This is a genomic window from Mesorhizobium sp. B264B1B (assembly GCF_020165765.1).
GTDB lineage: Bacteria > Pseudomonadota > Alphaproteobacteria > Rhizobiales > Rhizobiaceae > Mesorhizobium.
This window is the reverse complement of sequence record NZ_JAIUIS010000008.1, coordinates 156,990-177,639: the sequence shown is the minus strand read 5'-3', so window position 1 is coordinate 177,639 and position 20,650 is coordinate 156,990. Positions and strand designations below refer to the sequence as shown.

The 20,650-nt window shown below is 64.7% G+C and carries 16 protein-coding genes and 1 pseudogene; 8 read left to right on the top strand and 9 right to left on the bottom strand.

Going from position 1 to position 20,650, the window contains the following annotated elements:
• Positions 1 to 197 precede the first annotated feature (197 nt).
• From LB547_RS18275 to LB547_RS18260, 4 genes are all read right to left on the bottom strand, one after another.
• On the bottom strand, positions 198 to 581 hold the full coding sequence (locus tag LB547_RS18275) for an RNA-binding S4 domain-containing protein (RefSeq protein ID WP_140517614.1): 384 nt from the start codon (positions 579 to 581) through the stop codon (positions 198 to 200).
• A 26-nt stretch (positions 582 to 607) separates the two neighbouring features.
• Positions 608 to 3,940, bottom strand: a complete 3,333-nt coding sequence (locus LB547_RS18270) for a helicase-related protein (RefSeq protein WP_140759263.1) — start codon at positions 3,938 to 3,940, stop codon at positions 608 to 610.
• A 718-nt stretch (positions 3,941 to 4,658) separates the two neighbouring features.
• The gene (phbB, locus tag LB547_RS18265) at positions 4,659 to 5,384 is read right to left on the bottom strand and encodes an acetoacetyl-CoA reductase (RefSeq protein WP_140627981.1); all 726 of its coding nucleotides are present in this window, start codon (positions 5,382 to 5,384) and stop codon (positions 4,659 to 4,661) included.
• A gap of 119 nt (positions 5,385 to 5,503) precedes the next feature.
• Positions 5,504 to 6,688 (bottom strand): acetyl-CoA C-acetyltransferase, encoded by a 1,185-nt coding sequence (locus LB547_RS18260; RefSeq protein ID WP_140493342.1) that lies wholly within the window; start codon positions 6,686 to 6,688, stop codon positions 5,504 to 5,506.
• Between LB547_RS18260 and LB547_RS18255 the strand changes: the two genes are divergently transcribed.
• Both LB547_RS18255 and phaR read left to right on the top strand, forming a co-directional pair.
• Entirely contained in the window at positions 6,669 to 6,866 is a 198-nt protein-coding gene (locus LB547_RS18255; protein WP_140493345.1) for a hypothetical protein, read from the top strand. The genes LB547_RS18260 and LB547_RS18255 overlap by 20 nt on opposite strands.
• 117 nt (positions 6,867 to 6,983) lie before the next feature.
• Positions 6,984 to 7,592 carry a polyhydroxyalkanoate synthesis repressor PhaR gene (gene phaR, locus LB547_RS18250; RefSeq protein WP_140493348.1) on the top strand — a complete coding sequence of 203 codons (609 nt, stop codon included), beginning with the start codon at positions 6,984 to 6,986 and terminating at the stop codon, positions 7,590 to 7,592.
• Positions 7,593 to 7,616: 24 nt separating this feature from the next.
• Here the strand turns inward: phaR and LB547_RS18245 are convergent, their stop codons facing one another.
• Entirely contained in the window at positions 7,617 to 8,759 is a 1,143-nt protein-coding gene (locus LB547_RS18245) for a citrate synthase (RefSeq protein ID WP_140759265.1), read from the bottom strand.
• 91 nt (positions 8,760 to 8,850) lie between these two features.
• Here LB547_RS18245 and LB547_RS18240 point away from each other — a divergent pair, with 91 nt between their 5' ends.
• From LB547_RS18240 to LB547_RS18220, 5 genes are all read left to right on the top strand, one after another.
• Positions 8,851 to 9,939 carry a citrate synthase/methylcitrate synthase gene (locus tag LB547_RS18240; RefSeq protein WP_140759267.1) on the top strand — a complete coding sequence of 363 codons (1,089 nt, stop codon included), beginning with the start codon at positions 8,851 to 8,853 and terminating at the stop codon, positions 9,937 to 9,939.
• A gap of 214 nt (positions 9,940 to 10,153) precedes the next feature.
• Entirely contained in the window at positions 10,154 to 11,284 is a 1,131-nt protein-coding gene (locus LB547_RS18235) for a patatin-like phospholipase family protein (protein WP_140676708.1), read from the top strand.
• 773 nt (positions 11,285 to 12,057) lie between these two features.
• Positions 12,058 to 13,233: an efflux RND transporter periplasmic adaptor subunit gene (locus tag LB547_RS18230; protein ID WP_140554937.1), complete on the top strand. Its 1,176-nt coding sequence runs from the start codon at positions 12,058 to 12,060 to the stop codon at positions 13,231 to 13,233.
• Between the two features lie 75 nt (positions 13,234 to 13,308).
• Positions 13,309 to 16,485, top strand: coding sequence for an efflux RND transporter permease subunit (locus LB547_RS18225; RefSeq protein ID WP_140560810.1), 3,177 nt, complete (start codon positions 13,309 to 13,311; stop codon positions 16,483 to 16,485).
• A gap of 97 nt (positions 16,486 to 16,582) precedes the next feature.
• Positions 16,583 to 16,741 (top strand): DUF3309 family protein, encoded by a 159-nt coding sequence (locus LB547_RS18220; protein ID WP_140493366.1) that lies wholly within the window; start codon positions 16,583 to 16,585, stop codon positions 16,739 to 16,741.
• 56 nt (positions 16,742 to 16,797) lie between these two features.
• Here the strand turns inward: LB547_RS18220 and LB547_RS18215 are convergent.
• Both LB547_RS18215 and LB547_RS18210 read right to left on the bottom strand, forming a co-directional pair.
• Positions 16,798 to 17,758: pseudogene (locus LB547_RS18215) on the bottom strand (SDR family oxidoreductase).
• A 68-nt stretch (positions 17,759 to 17,826) separates the two neighbouring features.
• Positions 17,827 to 18,036 carry a DUF680 domain-containing protein gene (locus tag LB547_RS18210; protein ID WP_140566908.1) on the bottom strand — a complete coding sequence of 70 codons (210 nt, stop codon included), beginning with the start codon at positions 18,034 to 18,036 and terminating at the stop codon, positions 17,827 to 17,829.
• Between the two features lie 116 nt (positions 18,037 to 18,152).
• On the opposite strand from LB547_RS18210, the gene LB547_RS18205 reads away from it, so the two are divergent.
• Positions 18,153 to 19,067: a LysR family transcriptional regulator gene (locus LB547_RS18205; protein ID WP_140759269.1), complete on the top strand. Its 915-nt coding sequence runs from the start codon at positions 18,153 to 18,155 to the stop codon at positions 19,065 to 19,067.
• Here LB547_RS18205 and LB547_RS18200 read toward each other — a convergent pair.
• Positions 19,025 to 20,206: an MFS transporter gene (locus LB547_RS18200; RefSeq protein ID WP_140759271.1), complete on the bottom strand. Its 1,182-nt coding sequence runs from the start codon at positions 20,204 to 20,206 to the stop codon at positions 19,025 to 19,027. The two genes, LB547_RS18205 and LB547_RS18200, sit on opposite strands and share 43 nt — an antisense overlap.
• A 129-nt stretch (positions 20,207 to 20,335) precedes the next feature.
• The gene (locus LB547_RS18195; RefSeq protein WP_140493382.1) at positions 20,336 to 20,644 is read right to left on the bottom strand and encodes a DUF1244 domain-containing protein; all 309 of its coding nucleotides are present in this window, start codon (positions 20,642 to 20,644) and stop codon (positions 20,336 to 20,338) included.
• Positions 20,645 to 20,650: the final 6 nt, after the last annotated feature.

Here is a 20,650-nt window from a genome sequence, read left to right as displayed (position 1 = left end):
CTCCGGGACGTCCCGTTTTTGTTGGCTTTTTCCGTGAGGTAACGCCTTTGGCGCCCGCTTGCAAGGGCGGCCATTCCGGCCATGCCGGCATTGCCGGAATGGAATTCCAACGGCTCGGCAATGGCGGGCATCGGTCATGTGCTCGGACCGTTGTGTCGGCGGCGTGGAAGAACATACATGCCTCCGTGCACCGGCGGTCAGTCGTCGCCAAGCAAGCGGTCGGTCTCGCGGCGCTCCTTCTTCGTGGGGCGGCCGCTTCCGGCCTCGCGCAGCCCTGGGATCGCGTCGGGAGGCGCCTCGCCCGTCGGTGCGGCAGGCGGCGACATGTCTTCGTAGAGCGTGCGTGCCTCCACGGCGGGGCCGCGCCGGCTTCCCGCATCGAGCACCTTCCAGATGAAGATGCGCCGCTCCAGCGTGATGGTCAGGACGTCGCCAGGCTTGACCAGGTCGGAGGCCTGCGCTGCTTTGTCGCGATTGATGCGCACCCGGCCGGCCACGACCAGTTTGGCGGCCAGCGAGCGCGATTTCACCGCGCGCGAGAAGAACAGCCATTTGTCGATACGCTGGCGGTCGGTGGCCATCGGGGCGACCATCGGATCCTGTGCGGCTATTTCTTCAGCTGGTCGCGCAAAGCGGCGAGCTTGGCGAAGGGAGAGTCGGGATCGAAGCGCACCGGGCGCTCCTCGCGCGGTTTTGCCTGAAACGAGGGTTTGCCGCCTTGCGGGCCGCCCTTGCCTTCCGGACTGCCGCCCGGCCGGCCCTCACGGCGGTCAGAACGCTCGCCCTGCGGCTTTCCCTCCCGCCGTTCCCCGCCTTCGCCTTGCGGCCTGGGCTTGAACTTCGAGCGATCGAAACGCGGCTTGCCGGCGCCATCGCGGCGCCCTTCATGGGCGGGCCGGGTGCCGGGCTGGCCGACAGCGGCATCCGCCGGGGCATCGGAGCGCGCCGCCTGGCCGTTGCGCGGCCGGGCGCGGTTCTCGTGGTGACGGTGACGAGGCCGCTGGTCGAAGCGACCCTGCCGCCACAACAGGATCGGCTTAGGCTCTTCGGCTTCCGCGGCGGGCACGCCGGCTTCATCCTGTCCCTGTTGGGGAGCGTCGGCGCTGTCACCCCCCTCGCTTCGCTCCGCGACCTCCCCCGTCGAGGGGGAGGTGAGAGCGTCGGCGCTTTCGGCGGCAGAAGTCTCAGGCACGGCTTCTGCTACAGGCGCAACCTCTTGCGTCGCTTCGGCTGGAACTTCGGGTTGTTCTTCCGCAACAGTTTCGGCCGCTTCCGCAATGGGTTCAGCAGGAATTTCGACGGCGGTCTGGGCAGTCGCAGTTTGCGGATCTTCCGCCGATGTGTCCTCAGGCGTGTCCGTCGCAGCCGCCTCCGCCGCCTTGGCCTGCTCGGCGCGCGCGGCCTCTTCCGCTGCCAGCTTGGCCGCCACGGCTTCCCGGGCGGCATTGTCCTGCGCTTCCAGCCGTGCCTTGACTTCGGCCGCCGGCTTCGGCTCGGCACGGTAGCCAAGACCTTTCAGGATTTCTTCCATGTCATCGGCCGTGGCGCCGAGAATCGACATCATCGGCGGCGTCACCATGAAAGACTGGCCGTCATAGGCGCCATCCGGACGCTGGCCGAGGCCGGGCTTCCAGTTGGTCGCCGGGCGGATCAGGTCGGCCAGCCGTTCCAGAATGTCGATGCGCACGGCGCGGCGGCCGAGATTGCGGTAGCCGGCAAGCTTGTAGAAGGCCTTGTCGAAAGCCGGATCGATGACCACCGAGGTGCGGCCCGATGCCAGCGCATGGACGACGTCGCCGAAGCCGGGCTTGTCCTTGCCGTCGTTTTTCAGCGCCCACAGCAACGTCACCAATCCCGCGGGCGCCGGCTTGATCAGCGCCGGCACGAAGACATGATAGGCGCCGAAGCGCACGCCCAGCCGGCGCAATGCCGCGCGGCCTTCCTGGTCGAGCGACTTCATCTCCTCGGCGATGTCGCGGCGATTGATAAGGCCGAAATTCTCGACCAGCTGGAAGGCGATGCCGCGGCCGATACCCGATATCTGCTCGGCATTCTTCAAATCGACCAGCGGCTTCAGCAGGGATTCGATCTGGAAATTGACGAAGCGCTCGGCACGCGCCGCGACCTTGTCACGCGCCGGGCCGGTCAGCTGTTCATCGGCCAAAAGCACCAGGCGCGGCTTCAGCGCGTCCTCGCCGGCAACAAGCGTGCCGATCGGCGCGCCGATCCAGCGCAGCGTGCCGTCGGAACCGAGCGCGATGTCGCCATTGGCGCAGGCGCCGAAGCGTTCGGCGCGTGCCTCGAACTCCGCCGCCAGCGCCTTCTGGGCGGCCGCGCGCACGGCCTTGGCGTCTTCGCCGCCAGCGCTCTGATCGGCGGTGAAACGGAACCCCTGCAACTCGCCGACATGGTGGCCTTCGACGAGGACGGTTCCGGTTGGGCTTATTTCGGCTTCAGGCATGGTATTTTCTCTAAGGCGCCGCATGAGGACGGAAGTCCTGCGGTCTACGAAGCGTTTCGTCAACCGCTCATGCAGCGCATCCGACAATCTGTCTTCGATTTCGCGCGTCTTTTCCTGCCAGTGTGCCTGATCGGCCAGCCAGCCGGGCCGGTTCGACACGAATGTCCAGGTGCGGATCTGGGCGATGCGATGCGACAGCGTATCGATGTCGCCCTCGGTGGTGTCGGCGCGGCGCACCTGCTCGGCCATGTAATTCTCGTCGACATGGCCATGCCTGGCGAGGTCCATGTAGATCGACGCAATGAGGTCGGCGTGCTGGGCCGGCGCTATCTTGCGGTAGTCGGGGAGCGCGCAGGCCTCCCACAGCAGCGCGACGCGCCTTGCGTCGGTGGCGAGCGCCCTGATGTCCTCGTCACGCGACAGGTGCTCAAGCGCCTGCGCATCGACTGCCGGCAGCGCACGGGTCAGGCCCTCCACCGGGGCATTGGTCTCGATCGAGCGCTTCAGCGCGTCGAGGCTGGCGAAATTGAAACGCGCTGTGCGCCACTGCAGAACCTTCACGGGGTCGAAGTCGTGGCTTTCGATCTTCTTGACCAATTCCTCGTCCAGCGGGTCGACCTGGCCGGTGACGCCAAAGGTGCCGTCGCGCAGGTGCCGGCCGGCGCGCCCGGCGATCTGGCCAAGTTCGGCCGCCGTCAGGTTGCGATACTGATAGCCGTCGAACTTGCGGTTCTGGGCGAAGGCGACATGGTCGAGATCGAGGTTAAGGCCCATGCCGATGGCATCGGTCGCGACGAGATAATCGACGTCGCCCGACTGAAACAGCGCCACCTGGGCGTTGCGGGTGCGGGGCGAGAGCGCGCCAAGCACGACGGCCGCACCGCCCTGCTGGCGGCGGATCAGTTCGGCGATGGCATAGACCTCGTCGGCGGAGAAGGCGACGATCGCTGTGCGCCGGGGCAAGCGGGTCAGCTTCTTCGAACCGGCATAGGCCAGATGTGACAGCCGCGGTCGTGTCACCACCGAGACGCCTTTCAACAGGCGCTGCAAGATGCCGTGCATGGTGGCGGCGCCGAGCAGCAGCGTCTCCTGGCGGCCGCGCAGATGCAGGATGCGGTCGGTGAAGATGTGGCCGCGCTCGAGGTCCCCGGCAAGCTGCACCTCGTCGATGGCGACGAAGGCGGCATCGGTCTCGCGCGGCATGGCTTCGACGGTACAGACCGAATATCTGGCGCCTGGCGGCTGGATCTTCTCCTCGCCGGTGATGAGCGCCACCTTGTGGGCACCGACCTTTTCGCAGACGCGGGTATAGACCTCTCGCGCCAAGAGCCTGAGCGGCAGGCCGATGATGCCGCTTTCATGCGCCACCATGCGCTCGATGGCGAGATGGGTCTTGCCTGTGTTGGTCGGCCCAAGCACGGCAGTCACGTCGCGACCCGACAGGATCAGCGGCTCGGTGGGTTTCGGATGGATGTTCATCGGCTCGGAAATAAGGCTTTCTGGCCTCTCATTGTCGGGAGCACGCCTCGGGTGGCGCGTATGACAGGCGACACATAGGGATTTCAGGCGCGAAGCGAAAGCGGAATGTTCCGCTGGCGGCTCGAAGCCGCCTTCGTCAAGCTTCGGTTCGGCTGCTGATTAAGGGTTGGAACGAGTCTGGAACGAATCGGCGACGAATCGCTGACTCGCCCGGATTCATGTTTTGTTCACGGCTAGATGTGGAGTTGTGGCTGATGATTCTCACCACATGCTGAATCACGGAATTGGCCCGTTTCATGCTAGGCGAGAGCCGCCGTTAACTTTCGCCGGCAAAGCCGTGTGGCAGCCCGCCTTGCTTCATCCAAGCTTATGAAATTGTTGAACTTTCTTAATAGAAATTAACAGTTTGACAGGCGATTGCGACTGCTCTCGTTAACATTGCGGCCAAACATGGAACGAAAGGGCGACGAATCGGCGATGTCGGGATTTTCCCTGTTTGTTCACGACAAGATGTAGTGTTGCGCACAGGTTTTCCACCGACAATGCACAGCTTGTCCAGGTAGTTTTGCACAATACCCGCTGCCGCCATTAACCTTTGCGTGCCGGATTGGAACAGCAGACCGACAGCCGTCATCGGACGGCGTCACGGACATCCGAAGCGGATGGCGAACGAGCCCCCTTTCAATCGGCACCGGGAAGCCGGCAGCCCGGCGAGACCTCAGGCGAAGTACTGGCCGCCATTGGCGGTGATGGTCGATCCCGTGATGAAGCCGGCGTCCTCGGAGGCGAGGAAGACGACGCAGCGCGCGATCTCCTCCGGCTCGCCGAGGCGCCCGACCGGGATTTGCGGGATGATGCGTTCGTTGAGCACCTTCTCGTCGATCGCCCGGACCATTTCGGTGGCGATATAGCCTGGGCAGATGATGTTGACGGTGATGCCCGCGCGGGCTCCTTCCTGGGCCAGAGCCTTCGAGAAACCGATGTCGCCGGCCTTGGCCGCGGAGTAGTTGACCTGGCCGGCCTGGCCCTTCTGGCCATTGATGGAGGAGATGGTGATGACGCGGCCGAACTTGCGGTCGCGCATGCCGCTCCACAGCGGATGCGTCATGTTGAAAACGCCGGAGAGATTGGTGTCGATGACCTCCTTCCACTGCTCACGCGTCAGCTTGTGGAACATTGCGTCGCGCGTGATGCCGGCATTGTTGACCAGCACCGCGACCGGGCCCAGATCGGCCTCGACCTGCTTGATGCCGGCGGCGCAGGCGTCGTAGTCGGCGACCGACCATTTGTAGGTCTTGATGCCGGTTGTGGCCGTGAACTTGCTCGCCGCCTCATCATTGCCGGCGTAGTTGGCGGCAACCGAATAGCCGGCTTCCTTCAGCGCCATCGATATTGCCGCGCCGATGCCGCGCGATCCGCCCGTGACGATTGCAACCTTGGTCATGCGCTCCCTCCCTTTGGTTGGGAGAGTGAACAGGGAGTAGCGAATGACGAGCAGGGATCAGATATCCCATTGCGCCGACGCCGTTCTTCCCTATTCGCTACTCCCCATTCACTTCTCTTTTAGAGCGCTTCGACGCACATGGCGACGCCCATGCCGCCGCCGATGCACAGGGTGGAGAGACCCTTCTTGGCACCTCTTCGGCGCATCTCGTGGACCAGCGTGTTGAAAATGCGCGCGCCAGAGGCGCCGATCGGATGACCGATGGCGATGGCGCCGCCATTGACGTTGACGATCGAGGGATCCCAGCCCATGTCCTTGTTGACCGCGCAGGCCTGCGCGGCGAAAGCCTCGTTGGCCTCGATCAGGTCGAGATCGCCGACCGACCAGCCGGCCTTTTCCAGCGCTTTTCGCGAGGCGGGAATCGGACCGGTGCCCATGATCGCCGGGTCAACGCCCGCGGTCGCCCAGGAGACGATGCGCGCCAGCGGGGTGATGCCCCGCCTGGCAGCTTCCGCTTCGCTCATCAAAAGCGCGCCGGCGGCGCCGTCGTTGATGCCGGAGGCATTGGCGGCGGTCACAGTGCCGTCCTTGTCGAAGGCCGGCTTCAGTTTGGTCATGGCATCCAGCGTCGCGCCATGGCGGATGTATTCGTCCTGGTCGACAATTGTATCGCCCTTCTTGCCCTTGATGGTGAAGGCGACGATCTCGTCCTTGAACCGGCCGGCCTTCTGCGCGGCCTCGGCCTTGTTCTGCGAGGCCAGCGCGAACTGGTCCTGGTCCTCGCGGGTGATCTGGAACTGGCGGGCGACGTTCTCGGCCGTGTTGCCCATGTGATAGCCATTAAAGGCATCCCACAGTCCATCCTTGATCATGGTGTCGATCATCTTGTAGTCGCCCATCTTGACGCCAGCGCGCAGATGCTGGGCGTGCGGCGACATCGACATCGATTCCTGGCCGCCGGCGACAACCACCTTGGCATCGCCGGTGGCGATCTGCTGCATGCCGAGCGCGATGGCGCGCAGGCCCGAGCCGCACACCTGGTTGAGGCCCCAGGCGGTGGTCTCCCTGGGCAGCCCGGCGAGGATCGAAGCCTGGCGGGCGGGGTTCTGCCCTTGGGCCGCGGTCAGCACCTGGCCAAGAATGACCTCGTCGACTTCGGCCGCCTCGACGCCGGCGCGCGACAACAATTCCCTTACGACGACGGCGCCAAGCTCGTGAGCCGGGGTGGCGGCGAAAGCGCCGTTGAAGGAACCGACCGGTGTGCGCGCCGCGCTGGCGACGACGATGGCATTGGAAGCGGGCATTCTGTTCTCCAAACTTCAAGCTGATGTTCTGTCATTGAAGACTTTTCTTGCCCTTTCCCAACCCCGAGTCAAACCGGAAATCGGCAGGGCACCCATGCGTCGCAAGCAAGCTGCGCATGGCCGCGACATCAAGCTGTCCGCTGCTGCGCAGCATATTTCACCGGCCATGCAGCGATAATTAATCCCGCACTGCACAAACTGCTTGGAATTGTGACGCTTTTGCGCATATCCTTTGAACGGGCGCAATCGTTACCGGCGGCTTACTCAGGCGCGCCGGTGTCCGGGGAGGATGCAGATGGCTGCGAAAGACGATCCGATCGTCATCAAGAAATATGCCAATCGCCGGCTCTACAACACCGGCACCAGCACCTATGTGACGCTCGAGGACCTGGCCGAAATGGTCAAGAAGGGCGAAGAGTTCACGGTGCAGGACGCCAAGACCGGCGACGACATCACGCATCCGGTTCTGACCCAGATCATCTTCGAATTGGAGAACAAGGACGGGCAGAACATGCTGCCGATCCCGTTCCTGCGCCAGTTGATCGCCTTCTACGGCGACCAGATGCAGATGATCGTGCCGAGCTTCCTCGAACAGTCGATGATCGCCTTCTCCAAGGAACAGGAGCGCTTCCGCGAGCAGATGAAGGGCGCCATCGGCAAGTCACCACTCGACATGATGAAGATGGCCACGCCGATCAAGGCGCTGGAGGAGCAGACGCGCCGCAACATGGAAATGTTCCAGAATGCCATGCGGCTGTTCACGCCTTTCCCGCCGGCAGGCTCGGCACCTGCGGCGGCCCCCGCCGAACCGGCCAGGAAGGAAACGCCGGAAAAACCCGACGATCTGCAGCAGTTGAAGGACCAGATCGCGGCCATGCAGCGCAAGCTCGACACCATGTCGTGAGCGCGCAGCGCTTTTCTTCCGATCCTACGGCAATAATCCCTCATAGCGACCGCGCGGCCTGATGCTGCCGCCGCTCATTGCCTGTTCGACCATGTGGGCGGCCCAGCCAACGCTGCGCCCAAGCGCGAACAGCTGGAACGGCGCATCGCGCGGCAGGTCGAGGCTGCGCGTCAGAACGGCCAGGGCAAAGTCGACGTTCGGGCGGGCGCCGGTCGCGGCAATGGCGGCGATTTCCAGCGATCGCAATGTTCTGTCGGTGTTGTCGATGGCCGCCAAAAGCGCCGTGGCGCGGGGATCGCCTTCGGGATAGAGCGGATGGCCAAACGCTGGCAAAGGCCTGTCATGGCCGAGCCAGCGCCGGATCGCCGCATCGGCGCCGTGCCGCGCCGCATCGTCCGCGAGTTGCATCACCGCCTCGCCGGCGCCACCGTGCCGCGGACCGGAAAGTGTCGCCAGACCCGCGAGCAGGCAGGCGGCGGGCGAGGCTCCGGTCGAGGCCGCGACGCGCGCCGCGAAGGTCGATGCGTTGAGTTCGTGATCGGCAAGCAGCACAAGGGCGCGCCGGATAGCCTGCGCCCCGCCTTCATCCACCGACCAGCCTCGCGCCAACCGCATGTGCACCGGATCTGATCCCGCCGAGGCGCCAAGAGCGCCGGCTAGCACGCCGATCGCGCGCGCGGCGTCGGCGCACAGCGAGGCGGCGCCGCGCCCTAGTGAAGGCCGCGCCTGGCCGGCGAGCATGGCAAGTTGCATGAAGGCCGGGGCTCGGCCGAGTTGTTGGGATTGATCCGAGGCCGGAGCCTCGAAACCCACCGGCTCAGGCAGGGCCCACAGCACGGCGGCGGTCTCTTCGAGCGTGGCATGTTCGGACAGCGCAACGGCGTCGCGGCCCCGATAGACAAGGTGGCCGTGCGAAACGGTCGAGATCGAGGTGACGAGCGAGGGTTCGCCCCAGGCGATGGCGCTTTCGGCGATGGCCGATGGGCTGCGTCCGCGCTCTCTTCGCATCATCAGGGCCGCGATATCGTCGGCGCGATATTGGCTGCGGCGTGGATCGGCACTGTCCGGGCGCATGCCGATGCGCCCGCGACTGACATAGGCGTAGAGCGTCTGCGGCCGCACCTTGAGCCGTTCCAGCGCCTCGTCCCGCGACAGCCATTCGGACATGTCGGTCCCATATTGATTATGTTGATCAAGATTGATGCGCGTGTTGCCCATCCTTATCCTTAGTGTCGGAAAAGCTCAAGGAGACAAAGCCATGGCGAACGGGCTCGATGATGTGGTGGCGGCGGAAACGGTGCTGTCCGACGTGGATGGGCTGGGCGGCCGCTTGACGATCCGGGGGTACTTCCTGCCGGAACTGGCCGGGCGATGGAACTATCCGCAGGTCGTTCGCCTGCTTCTCGACGGCTTCTTCTACGACCTTCCCGGAGACGCGGAACTGGCCGCGAGACTGGACCAGGCGCGCGTCGAGGTGTTCGACCGGCTCTTGTCTTGCCTGCCCCTGCTGGCGCCGCTCGACGTCTATAGCGCCATGCGCGCCGGCATGGCGCTGCTGCCGGACGGCGAGACGCTGACGGACGCGCTTCGGCTGATCGCGGCGCCCGCCGTGCTGACGCCGGCGCTCTTGCGCCTGCAGCACGGCGAGCAGCCGGTCGCGCCGGATGGGAAGGCCGATCATGCCGCCGATATGCTGAGGATGCTCGACGGTTCCGTGCCGACGCCGGTTCTGGCAAAGGCACTCGACACTTACCTCGTGACCGTCTGCGACCATGGCCTCAATGCCTCGACCTTCGCCACGCGCATCGTCGCTTCGACGCAGGCCGGGCTGACATCGTCGGTGCTGGCTGGCCTCGGGGCGCTCAAGGGCCCACTGCATGGCGGCGCGCCCGGCCCTGTCATCGAGATGCTCGACGCCATCCAGGCGCATGGCGACGCCGCCGGCTGGCTGCGCGGCGAGATCGCGCGTGGTGAACGCATCATGGGCTTCGGCCACCGCATCTACCGCGTGCGCGATCCGCGCGCCGATGTGCTGAAGGCGGTGGTGCGGCAGCTCGGCGGCGAGCGCGAGACCGGTCGCCGGCTGGCCTTCGCCGAGACAGTCGAACAGACGGCGCTCGATGTGCTTCGGATTACCAAGCCGCAGCGCTCGCTGCAGACCAATGTCGAGTTCTACACCGCGTTGGTGCTGGAAGCGGCGGGTTTTCCCAGCCAAGCCTTCAGCAATGTCTTCGCGGCCGGGCGCGTCGCCGGTTGGGTCGCGCATGCGCGCGAGCAGCAGACGACGGGACGGCTGATCCGGCCGCTGTCGCGCTATGTCGGACCGATGCCGGACCTCGTCGCCTGAGCATCAAATCTGTTTCGAAGATGCGCCACCCTTCTGTCGCGAGGCGGAGGGGTGTTTCTGCATGATCGAAATTTCATGCGATCACGCGACCGTGCTCGTGTTCTTGCCTTGGTGTGTCCTTATATGCTGCACTGCAACATAGGTCTGCCGTGACGGTGACGCCCCGATTCCCGGGCGCGCGCAATAAGTCAGGCACCGGATCGACAGGAACGCCATGACGAAGAACGGCGAGGCGGAGGAAAAGAAGAAGATCAACATCGCGCTTCAGGGCGGCGGTTCCCACGGGGCTTTTTCCTGGGGCGTGCTCGACCGGCTTCTGGAGGATGGCCGGCTGGAGATCGCAGCGGTGTCCGGCACAAGCGCGGGCGCGATGAACGCGGTGGCGCTGGCCGACGGCTTCGTTCGCGGCGGCGTCGAAGGCGCGCGCAAGAAGCTCGACGACTTCTGGCATGCGGTGGCGGCGAAGGGCCGGTTCAGCCCGGTGCAGCGCATGCCGTGGGACGTCGCCTGGGGCAATTGGTCGATCGAGAACACGCCGGGTTATGTCTTCTTCGACACCATGTCGCGCGTGTTCTCGCCCTATGTCGCCAACCCGCTCGGCCTCAATCCGCTGCGCGACGTGGTCGCGCAGGGGATCGATTTCGACAATGTACGCGCCTGCAAGTCGATGGAACTGTTCATCTCGGCCACCAATGTCGAGACAGGGCAGTTGCGGGTGTTTTCCGATGGCGAGATCGACCTCGACACAGTGATGGCCTCGGCCTGCCTGCCGCAACTGTTCCGCGCCGTCGAGATCAAGGGCGTGCCCTATTGGGATGGCGGTTATGGCGGCAATCCGGCGCTCTATCCGTTCTTCAAGACGGCTGCCACCGAGGACGTGCTTTTGGTGCAGATCAATCCGGTCGTGCGCGAGGGAACGCCCAAAAGCGCCAATGAGATCCAGAACCGCATCGACGAGATCACCTTCAACGCCGGGCTGCTGCGCGAATTCCGTTCGATCGCCTTCGTCAAGGAACTGATCGCCGCCGGCCGCCTGCCGCGGGGCGAGTACCGGGACATCCGCATGCACCGCATCGACGCCGATGAGGCCTTCAAGGACCTGTCGGCATCATCGAAGGTCAATGCCGAATGGGCATTCCTGGCCTATCTGCGCGATCTTGGCCGCACCGCCGCCAGCGACTGGCTGGAGGAGAACTACGATGCCGTCGGCAAGCGGCCGACGCTCGACCTCTCCGGCGAGCTCGACGACGGCTTCAAGCCGGTGCGGGGTCCGGCACCTGGCCGACGGGTGAAGGAATTCCTGGCCGCGCGCAAGAACCCCGAAGCGGAGCGTCGCCGGGCCTGAACCCGCATCCGTCACACGGGCGTGATCTGCCGCGCGGTGCCAGCAAGTTCCTTCCGGCGCCAGCAACAACCATCGCGTGTGAGGCGCGCATCATCATGCTGACGCCTGCTGCCAGTGTCGTGCGGGCGCCGCTGTTGGGCGCCATCCCTCGACCGTATCCGGAACGGTGACTGGCGGGCGAGGAATACTGCCACGAACAGCACCAGCAGGCGTTTTGTTCGAGGCTATATCATGTCTCAAGCCTAGACGGCGGAACGCGATGGAGCAGACGCATCGAGGCGACCCGTCCTCGCTCCTGGAGCATCCGGCTTGACCAGGGAACGACGATCTGGATCAGAGTTGAACGGTCCGTTCTTCAAGCAATTCCAGTGTGTTGCGTGAAATGTCGCACGCCGGGATGGTCCGTCAGGCCGAGGTTATCATCGTGCTCGAAACCCGCGTGGGGTTGAAAATCGCCTCGCGCCGGCGTCGTGCCTCCGAGAGCAGACGCAGGCCCGGCGGCACCGGGCCTTCAACGGCCGATCATCGGTCGCCAACGAGCCCCGCTAAAGCCGCACCCTAGTTGGGCAAAAAAATGCTTCGCGAGGGCTATACTCTGTCCAGCTTCGCAATGCTGCTGCAACTTTCCGACTATATTGCGTTGCAAACTTGATGTAGAAGCGCGCTTCGCCGATCACGGCAATTTGAACACGGCCTGGCGCGCACCCATATCGGCGACGCGCTCCTCGAGGAGGACGCAGTCCCGGCCAAACCCCGCAGTGGAAAAAACGACGATGCCGAAAATCAGGTTTCACAAGCTTGCTGCCATTGTTGTGCTCATCGGTTTCGCCGCCTGGATGGCGACGGGCGAGTTTTCATCCGTTGGCAGTGCCGCCGCCGACGCCCAGAGGGCGGCAGAGGCCGAAAAGGCCAAGACGCCGGAGGCCGGCAAGCCGAACACGGCGCAAGCCGAGCCGAAAGCCGCGCCGCGCACCGTCGCGGTGGTGACGCCGCCGCGCAAGACCTATGCGCGCGCTATCCGCATTTCGGGGCTGACCGAGGCCGACAAGCGCGCGGTGCTGGCAACGCGCGTCGCCGGTGTCATCGACAAACTGCCGGTCAGCCAAGGCCAGCACGTCAAGACGGGCGATCTGGTTCTGATGCTGGCGGCCGAAGAGAAAATCTCGAATGTCGACAACGCCAAGCAATTGCTGGCGCAACGCAGGGCCGAGCTCGACGCCGCCGAACGGCTGGCCAAGACCGGCAATCTGCCGAAGCTGCAGCTCGACACGGCGCGCTCGAATTTGACCTCGGCGCAATCAATGCTGGAGACCGCGCAGGCCGAGCTCGACCGCAACGAGGTCAAGGCGCCGTTCGACGGCGTCATCGACAGGGTGCCGGTGGAACTCGGCAGCTCGGTCATGCAAGGCGGCGAGGTGGCGACCATCCTCAAGCTCGATCCGGTGATCGCCCGCGGCGAAATCAGCGAACGCGACCTGCGCTACATCAAGATCGGCGAAGAGGCCAATGTGCGCCTGGTCAACGACCAGAAGGTCACCGGCACCGTGCGGTATATCAGCCGCGACGCCTCCTCCCAGACCCGCACCTTCCGTGTCGAAGTGGCGATCCCCAATGCGGATGGCAGCATCCCCGCCGGTATGACGGCCGAGATCACGCTCAGCGCCGAGCCGACCGATGCGGTTCTGCTGCCGCGTTCGGTGGTGACGCTGGGTGACAAGGGTGATCTCGGCATCCGCGCCGTCGGCAGCGACGACAAGGTGGCCTTCTACCCGATCGACCTGGTGGACGACACGCCGAACGGTCTCGTGCTCGGCGGAATTCCGAAAGATGCGCGCATCATTGTCGCCGGCCAGGAACTGGTGAAGGAAGGCGATATCGTCAAGCCCGTCGAGGCCGACCAGGCGACCATCAACAAGCTGATCGGCGAAGCCACCGCCGGTACGCAGTAGCGCAAAGCCCGGCGTCGGGATCTCCGGCGCCTCCCGCCAGTTCGCCGCTTCCGAAGAAACAGCAGGCATCAAGTCATGGATATCGTCAGACTCGCAATCCACAACGCCCGCCTCACAATATCCGCCCTGCTGTTCCTGCTGGCGGCGGGCTGGGTCGCCTATCAGTCGACGCCCAAGGAAGCGGAACCCGACGTTCCGATCCCGATGATGTATATCAGCCTGATCTACCAGGGCATTTCGCCGGAGGATTCGGAACGCCTTCTCCTGCGGCCGATGGAAAGCAAGCTGAAGAGCCTGAAGGGCCTCAAGGAGATGCGCTCGGCCGCCTTCCAGGGCGGCGGCTACGTGCTTGTCGAGTTCCAGCCGCAAACCAATCTGGCCACGGCGCTCCAGGACACGCGCAGCAAGGTGCAGGACGCCAAGGCCGACCTGCCGCAGGCGGCCGAGGAGCCGACGGTCAACGAGGTCAACGTTTCCGAGTTTCCGGTCCTCGTCGTCACTCTGTCGGGCGACGTGCCGGAGCGCTTGCTGACGGCGGCTGCGCGCGAACTGCGCGACCGTATCGAAGAGGTACCGGGCGTGCTGGAAGGCTCGCTGCAGGGCGCGCGCGACGATCTGGTCGAAGTGGTCATCGATCCGGTGAAGCTGTCCTCCTACGGGCTGCAGCTCGACCAGCTGATGCAAGGCGTCGGCGCCTCCAACAGCCTGGTCGCCGCCGGCAATCTCGAAGGCTCGGAAGGCAAATACGCGGTCAAGGTGCCGTCGCTGATCGAGACGCCCGAGGACGTGGCCAACCTGCCGGTCGTCGCCACACCCAACGCCGTGGTGCAGGCCAAGGACATCGCCACCATACGCTCGACCTTCAAGGACGCCGAGACGGTCACTCGCCTCGACGGCAAGCCGGCCATCGCCATCGAGGTGAAGAAGCGCATCGGCGCCAACCTGATCGACACGCTGAACCATGTCAGGGAGGTGTCCGACACCTTCATCAAGACGATGCCCGAAGGCATGCATGTCACCTACACGCAGGACAAGTCGGTCTTCGTCAACCAGCTCTTGGGTGACCTCCAGAACCACGTCATGATCGCCGTGATCCTGGTGTTCATCGTCATTCTCTACGCGCTGTCGGGCCGCGCCTCGCTGCTCATCGGGCTGGCCATACCATCGTCCTTCCTGATCGGCATATTGCTGCTTGCCATGATGGGCTACACGATCAACATGATCGTGCTGTTCAGCCTCATCCTGGCTGTCGGCATGCTGGTCGACGACGCCATCATCGTCACCGAGTTCGCCGAGCGGCGCATGAGCGAAGGCATGCCGAAGGCGGATGCCTTCGCGCTCGCCGCCAAGCGCATGGCCGGCCCGGTTATCGCGGCGACGATGACGCGCATCGCCGCGTTCTCGCCGCTGCTGTTCTGGCCCGGCATCATCGGCGACTTCATGAAATACATGCCGATCACGCTGATCGTCACGCTGTCGGCCTCGATGCTCTATGCGCTGGTGTTCGCGCCGACGCTGGGCGCGATCTTCGCCAAGGCGCCGAAGCATCACGAGGACGACAACCGCGACGGCTGGTACATGGCCATCGTCAAGCAGGCGGTGCGCTTCCCGATCACCGTCCTGGTGCTCACCGTGGCGCTGCTGTTCGGCGTCGGCTACGCCTATTCGAAATACGGCGCCGGCGTCGAGTTCTTCCCCAGCGTCGAGCCGGACTACGGCCTGCTCTACGTGCATGCGCGCGGAAATCTTTCGCTGGCCGAGATGGATGCCGCCACCAGGACGGCGGAGAACAGGCTGCTCGGCTGGCCGGGCGTGAAATCGGTCTATACACGCGCCGGCAAGACTCAGGGCGGCGGCCAGGACATTCCCGAGGACGTCGTCGGCGTGATCCAGTACGAATTCGTCGACTGGCGCGAGCGCAAGTCCGCCAACCAGATCCTCAGCGACCTGCGCGGCGTCATGGCCGGCATTCCCGGCGTCGATGTCGAGGTGCGCGTGCCGGAGGCAGGTCCGCCGACCGGCAAGCCGATCCAGATCAGGCTTTCGGCCGCCGATCCCAAGGGGCTCGACGACAAGGCGCGCGCGGTGGCGGCGCGGATCGCCAAGGTGCCCAACGTCATCGACATTTCGGACGGCCTGCCGCCGCCCGGCGTCGACTGGGCGCTCGAGGTCGACCGCGCCAAGGCCGCCCAATACGGCATCAGCCCGACCTCGGTCGGCACCGTGGTGCAGCTGGTGACCAACGGCTTGAAGCTGTCGGAATACCGGCCGGCGGGCGCCGACGATGCCGTCGACATCCGCCTGCGCCTTCCGGAAGACCGGCGCACGCTGTCGACGCTCGACGAACTCAGGGTGCAGACGTCGCAAGGATCGGTGCCGATCTCGAATTTCGTCGTGCGCAAGCCCGAGCCGACGGTCGGCATCCTCAACCGCATCGACGGCGCGCGCACCGTGGTGGTGCAGGCCAATGTCGCCGCCGGCGCGCAGGTCGCCGCCGTACAGGAGCAGGTGACCAAGGCGGTCTCGGACATGGATCTCGGCAGCGGCATACGCTGGAAGCTCGCCGGCTCCAACGAGGACAGCGCGGAAGCGAGCGCCTTCCTCAGCAAGGCCTTCGGCGCGGCGATCTTCCTGATCTTCCTGGTGCTGCTGGCGCAGTTCAACAAGTTCACCAGCGTCTGGCTGGTGCTGTCCTGCGTGGTCATGGCAACGATCGGCGTGTTCCTGGGCCTGCTTCTGACAGGCGAGGCGTTCGGCATCGTCATGTCGGGCATCGGCGTCATCGCGCTGGCCGGCGTGGTGGTCAACAACAACATCGTGCTGATCGACACCTATGACCGGCTGCGCGAGGAGGGTTGGGACAAGATGGAAGCTGTGCTGCAGACCTGCCGCGAGCGTGCTCGCCCTGTGGTGCTGACGGCGGTTTCGGCTATCCTCGGCGTGCTGCCGATCGCCTTCGGCCTCGGTCTCGAGATCTTCCATCATGAGACGACGATCAACGCGCCTTCGACGCAGTGGTGGATTTCGCTGTCGTCGGCGATCGTGTTCGGCCTGTCCTTCGCCACCGTGCTGACGCTGGTGGTGACGCCGTCGATGCTGATGGTGTTCACCCGCGCCAAGGTCAAGCCCGGCGCGCGGCGAGGGTGGTTCAGCCGGCTGTTGCGACGCGGCAAGCGAGAGATCTCGCCGCAGGAGCCAGCGGCCGATGGCGACGCCGAGCCGGCAGTCGCCTTCCCGAAGGCCGCCGAATAGAGCGGTTTCGCAAGGCAGGTCAAAAGGCCGCCCGGGAACTACCGGGCGGCCTTTTGCATTGTTCCCTCGGATTCAACCAGACGGCGAGGGCTCTAAAATGACGATCAGCACGATTCTCATCATCATCCTGATCCTGATCCTGATCGGCGCGGTGCCGGCATGGCCGCATTCGCGCTCCTGGGGCTACGGGCCGTCGGGCATCGTCGGCGTCGTCCTCGTCGTGGTGCTTATCCTGCTTCTGATGGGCCGGATCTGACTGGCAACGATTTGCGGCCGAGCCCGCCGTTCCCGTCTTTTCGGCACGCTCGGCAATCACGCTGCTTGGTGCCAGGCCGGCGCGACGGCGACGCCGATATCCTGCAAGGCTTCGTGCACCGCCTGGTTCAGAGGGGTGTGCGGGATTTCACCGATGATCTCGTTCAGCCGCGCCGAGGCCAGCCGGTGCGCCTCGAAACGCAGATAGGACATCGAGACGATCTCGCGCCACATCGCCACGAACGGGCTGCCGGCGCGCAGCACCCACCAGGGCATGAAGCTTAGTTTAAGCTTGCGTCCGAGCGCCTTTTCGGCGGCCGTCTTGATCTCGATGTCGGTGACGGCATGGCCCGGAAAATTCAGCGCCTCGTAAGAGCCGAGCTTGTCGAGATTGCGCGCCAGTGCGACGAAACCGACAGCGAAATCCGGCAGATAGGCCCATTCATGCACCAGATCGGCCGGGCCGGGCGCAGTGTAGATGCCCTTGCTCATCTTGGCGGCGACGACGAGGTCGAACCAGGAGCCGTTGCCGGTGCCGCCGAAGAAATCGCCGGCGCGCAGAATGATCGTGCGCACCCGACCCGCCTCAGCTTCACGGCGGAACAGCTCCTCCATGGCGCAGCGGATCCGCCCTTTCTCGGTCGTCGGATGGAACGGCGTGTCTTCCGTGATCACCGCCGGCATCGGCGAGCCATAATTGTAGACGGTGCCGGGGGAAGAGATGCAGCGTGCCGTTGGCTCGGCAGGCGGTCATGACATTCTCGGCCATCGGCAGGCACTTGCCCCAGCCGGTGTAGATCGGGTTCAGGCCGTTGAAAATGATGTCGACGCCCTGCGTCGCGCGGATCAGAGACTCGCGGTCCAGCGCATCGCCGGCGACGGCCGTCGCGCCTGCAAGCTCAGCCGGCACCTTGCCGGTGCGGGTGATGGCGCGGACATCATAGCCCGCGTCGATGAAGGCCTTGGCGACCACGCGGCCGAGCCGGCCATTGGCGCCGAGGATTGCAATCTTGGTCATTCTTCGTCTCCTGTTTGCTGTGAAGCGACGGGACAAGCCCACCGCCTTGGGGATATCTCGGCGTCTGTTCAGCGGTTGCCGAAGAGGTCGCGGTTGCTGCCCTGGACGACCGGCTTCCGGATGATTGCATTCGACTTCTCGATCGATGTGGTGATCGTCTTGTCTTTGCTGGCGACAGGCGTCTGGCTGGCATTGTTCGAGCCGAACTTGTCGCTGCTTGCGAAAGCGGCGTTGGCGGCGATGAGGAGGGCAGCGGCGGTGAGTGCAATCCTGGTCATTTGGGTTACTCCTGATTGGCTTATTGCAGGGCGTATCGATGTTTGCAGGCCGAATATGATTGCCTTACCAATGAATTGAAATTGACCATGTGTGCAGTTCTGATATTCAGTTGTGAATGGCTGATATCGACTGGAACCTGATCAAGAGCTTCGTCACGGTCGCTGAGACCGGCAGCCTGTCGGCCGCGGCGAGAAAGCTATCGGCAAGCCAGCCGACGCTTGGCCGCCACATCTCGGAACTAGAACAAGCGCTCGGCGTCATCCTGTTCCGGCGCGGGCGAAGCGGCTACGCGCTGACCGAAGCCGGGGCCACTCTCTTCGAGCGCGGCAAGGCGGTGAGCGCGCAAGCGAGTGCCTTTTCACGGTTGGCGCTGGGTTCGGTCGAAGCGATCGAAGGCACGGTGCGCATCGCCGCCAGCGAGGTGGTGGCGGCCTATGTGCTGCCCGACATGATGGCGCGGCTCGGTGTCGAGGAGCCCGGCATCGAGGTCGAGATCGTCGCTTCCAACCAGGTCGAGAACCTGCTGCGCCGGGATGCCGACATCGCCATCCGCATGGTCAAGCCGACACAGAACGAGCTGGTGGCGCGCAAGGTCTGCGATATCGCGCTCTGCGCCTGTGCTTCCCTAGCCTATCTCGACCGGTGCGGCCGCCCGCGCGAGCCGGCCGACCTGCTCGACCACGCGCTGATCGGCTTCGACCGGAGCGAGGAGATGATCCGAGGCTTTACGCATTCCGGCATATCGGTCACCCGGAACAGTTTTCGCTTCCGGACCGACAACCAGATCGTGCTTTGGGAGGCGGTGCGGGCGGGAAACGGCATCGGCCTCGGCCAGGAGCCGCTGGCCAAGCGGGACCCCCTGGTGGAGGAGGTGCTGCCGGGCCTGCCGCTGCCCAAGCTGCCGGTGTGGCTGGCCATGCATCGCGACGTGCGCACCAGCGTGCGCATCCGACGCGTGGCGGATTTCCTTCACGAGGAACTGAAACGCTATTCGGCCGGCGCCGCTTCGGGAGCGAATTCGGCGCGATGAGCTAATCCGGCCATCAGCAGGACGACGATCAGCAGACCCGACATGGCGATGAAGATCGGGCCGAAGCTGGAATGCTCGGCGACGAAGCCGATCGCCGAGGGCGCCACGAGGATGCCGGAATAGCCCATGGTGGTGACGACGCTCATGCCGGTGCCCGATGACATGCCTTCCTGGTTGCCGCCGGCCGAAAAGATGATCGGCACCATATTGGCGATGCCGAAGCCGCACAGAGCGAAGGCGGAGATGGCAAGCCAGGGTGAGGGCGACAGGCCTGCGATCAGCATGCCGGCGGCAGCGATGATCGCCGAACCGCGCAACGTCGTCACGGCCCCGAAACGATTGCGCACGCCGTCGCCGAAGAAACGCATGATCGCCATGACACCGGAAAAGGCGGCGTAGGCGAGACCGGCAATGGCGAGATCGGCGCCGAGTTCCTGCCTGAGATAAAGCGCTGCCCAGTCGAGTACCGCGCCTTCGGAGACCATCGTCAGCAGCGCCATCAGGCCCACGAGGTAGACCAGCGGGTTTCCCGGCAAGGTGAATTTATGATGCTCCGCAGCCTGCGGCCTGCCCTCGGCGACGATATAGGGCACCGCCGCCGCGATCGCCGCTAAGGCAAGCGCCGTCACGACCGCGGCGTGGGCGAGGTGGCCGTAATTCTGGATGGCAAAGCCGCCAAGGGCACCGCCGGCGAAACCGCCGAGGCTCCAGAAGCCATGCGAGGAGGACATGATCCCGCGCGACAGCCGCCGCTCGACCACCACCGCATTGGCGTTCATGGCGACATCCATGCCGCCGATGGAGCCGCCAAAGATGAACATGGCGACGGCAGCCAGCGGCACGTTGGGCGCCAGCGCCACGACCAGCAGGCCGAGGCTGCCGCAGAGGCCAAACCAGCGCAGCACGGTGCGCGAGCCGTGTTTCGAAATCAGGTGACCGCACCAGGTCATGGCGGTGACGGCGCCGGCGCCGAACAGCAGGATCAAAAGCCCCAGAGTGAACTTGGAAATGTCGAGGCGGGTCAGGAACACCGGAATCTGCGGCGCCCAGCTGCCGGTCAGGAAGCCGTTGGCGAGGAAGATGGCCGCCACGGCCCAGCGGCCGCGAATGGCGGTCTGCATTGCATTCGACGCGTTCATAGGCGAATCCGGTCAGAAAGTGGCTTTGCGCGGCAAATTAGATCGATTCAATTTCCAGTCAAGCGCTGCGCTCGGGAAGCATTTGGGCCAAACCGAACGCTCAAGAAAATCGAGGACGTAAGAGACCACCTAGTGGTCTCTGGGTCGCCTGGCCTCGAATTCGGCCTTCTTGGCGTCGGAGGTTTCGGTCTGGTGCAGCGCCTGCCATTGCGCGTAAGGCATGCCGTAGACGATCTCGCGCGACTGGTCCTTGCTGAGATCGACGCCTTCGGCTTCCGCGGCCTCGCGATACCAGTTCGACAGGCAGTTGCGGCAGAAGCCGGCGAGGTTCATCAAATCGATGTTCTGCACGTCGCCACGCTCACGCAGATGCGCCACCAGCCGGCGAAAGGCGGCGGCCTCGAAGTCGCGTTTCTGTTCGTCGCTGAGTTCGGTCATCGAAAC

Excerpts from the sequence above, each read along its gene's own strand:
- LB547_RS18195 (WP_140493382.1), bottom strand. The coding sequence starts at position 20,644 with ATGACCGAACTCAGCGACGAACAGAAACGCGACTTCGAGGCCGCCGCC.
- LB547_RS18225 (WP_140560810.1), top strand. The coding sequence starts at position 13,309 with ATGGATATCGTCAGACTCGCAATCCACAACGCCCGCCTCACAATATCC.
- LB547_RS18220 (WP_140493366.1), top strand. The coding sequence starts at position 16,583 with ATGACGATCAGCACGATTCTCATCATCATCCTGATCCTGATCCTGATC.
- LB547_RS18260 (WP_140493342.1), bottom strand. The coding sequence starts at position 6,688 with ATGCCCGCTTCCAATGCCATCGTCGTCGCCAGCGCGGCGCGCACACCG.
- LB547_RS18230 (WP_140554937.1), top strand. The coding sequence starts at position 12,058 with ATGCCGAAAATCAGGTTTCACAAGCTTGCTGCCATTGTTGTGCTCATC.
- LB547_RS18245 (WP_140759265.1), bottom strand. The coding sequence starts at position 8,759 with ATGTCCGAATGGCTGTCGCGGGACGAGGCGCTGGAACGGCTCAAGGTG.
- LB547_RS18255 (WP_140493345.1), top strand. The coding sequence starts at position 6,669 with ATGGCATTGGAAGCGGGCATTCTGTTCTCCAAACTTCAAGCTGATGTT.
- LB547_RS18275 (WP_140517614.1), bottom strand. The coding sequence starts at position 581 with ATGGCCACCGACCGCCAGCGTATCGACAAATGGCTGTTCTTCTCGCGC.
- LB547_RS18210 (WP_140566908.1), bottom strand. The coding sequence starts at position 18,036 with ATGACCAGGATTGCACTCACCGCCGCTGCCCTCCTCATCGCCGCCAAC.
- LB547_RS18270 (WP_140759263.1), bottom strand. The coding sequence starts at position 3,940 with ATGAACATCCATCCGAAACCCACCGAGCCGCTGATCCTGTCGGGTCGC.
- LB547_RS18240 (WP_140759267.1), top strand. The coding sequence starts at position 8,851 with ATGGCGAACGGGCTCGATGATGTGGTGGCGGCGGAAACGGTGCTGTCC.
- LB547_RS18235 (WP_140676708.1), top strand. The coding sequence starts at position 10,154 with ATGACGAAGAACGGCGAGGCGGAGGAAAAGAAGAAGATCAACATCGCG.
- LB547_RS18205 (WP_140759269.1), top strand. The coding sequence starts at position 18,153 with ATGGCTGATATCGACTGGAACCTGATCAAGAGCTTCGTCACGGTCGCT.
- phaR (WP_140493348.1), top strand. The coding sequence starts at position 6,984 with ATGGCTGCGAAAGACGATCCGATCGTCATCAAGAAATATGCCAATCGC.
- phbB (WP_140627981.1), bottom strand. The coding sequence starts at position 5,384 with ATGACCAAGGTTGCAATCGTCACGGGCGGATCGCGCGGCATCGGCGCG.
- LB547_RS18200 (WP_140759271.1), bottom strand. The coding sequence starts at position 20,206 with ATGAACGCGTCGAATGCAATGCAGACCGCCATTCGCGGCCGCTGGGCC.